The sequence below is a fragment of the Corynebacterium sp. 20-84 genome (genome assembly GCF_053479455.1).
Genome location: NZ_JBRBCB010000030.1, coordinates 1 through 740, shown reverse-complemented (window position 1 = coordinate 740; position 740 = coordinate 1). Strand labels below are relative to the sequence as shown.

Here is a 740-nt window from a genome sequence, read left to right as displayed (position 1 = left end):
TAGCGGGCCGCTTGCGGAAAGATTTCCCCGGCGATGACACTATGCACGTGAGTCATGAAACGATCTACCAAGAGCTGTACTTCCAGGCTAAAGGTGAGATGAAAAAGGTTGTTGCCAGCGCGATGCGCAGCGGCCGGACACGGCGCAAGCCCCAGGGTCAACGCATCCCGCGCAGCCGGTTCATCGATCCGATGATCATGATTTCTGACCGGCCGGCAGATATTGAAGATCGGGCAGTACCAGGTCATTGGGAAGGCGATCTCATCATCGGCGCCGGAGGTAAATCTGCTATCGGAACCCTTGTCGAACGTCAGACCCGCTACGTTATGCTGCTGCACCTTCCCCACGGTCATGACGCGGTGGCTGTGCGCGATGCTCTAGTTGAAACCATCATGACCTTGCCCGAGCACCTACGCGGCTCATTGACATGGGACCAAGGCGCTGAAATGGCTGGCCACCGATCCTTCAGCATCGCGACGGATTGCCCGGTGTACTTCTGTGATCCGGGTTCGCCTTGGCAGCGAGGCACCAATGAGAACACGAACGGGTTGCTGCGGCAGTACTTCCCGAAAGGCGCTGACTTAAGCGTTTACGGTCCTGAAGACCTCGAACTAGTAGCCCTGAAACTCAACAATCGACCGCGAAAGACCCTGGACTACGACACCCCAGCAGAACGCATGGCCGAACTACTAGGATTGACCGGAACCTAGGAAACGTTGCAACGAACGCTAGAATCCGCC

The 740-nt window shown here is 57.0% G+C and carries 1 protein-coding gene; it reads left to right on the top strand.

The window, feature by feature from the left end; translation table 11 throughout:
• Nucleotides 1-710, top strand: a 710-nt coding sequence (locus ACUY2Y_RS11690) for an IS30 family transposase (protein WP_448326650.1), incomplete at its 5' end; no start/stop codon positions are given.
• Nucleotides 711-740: the final 30 nt, after the last annotated feature.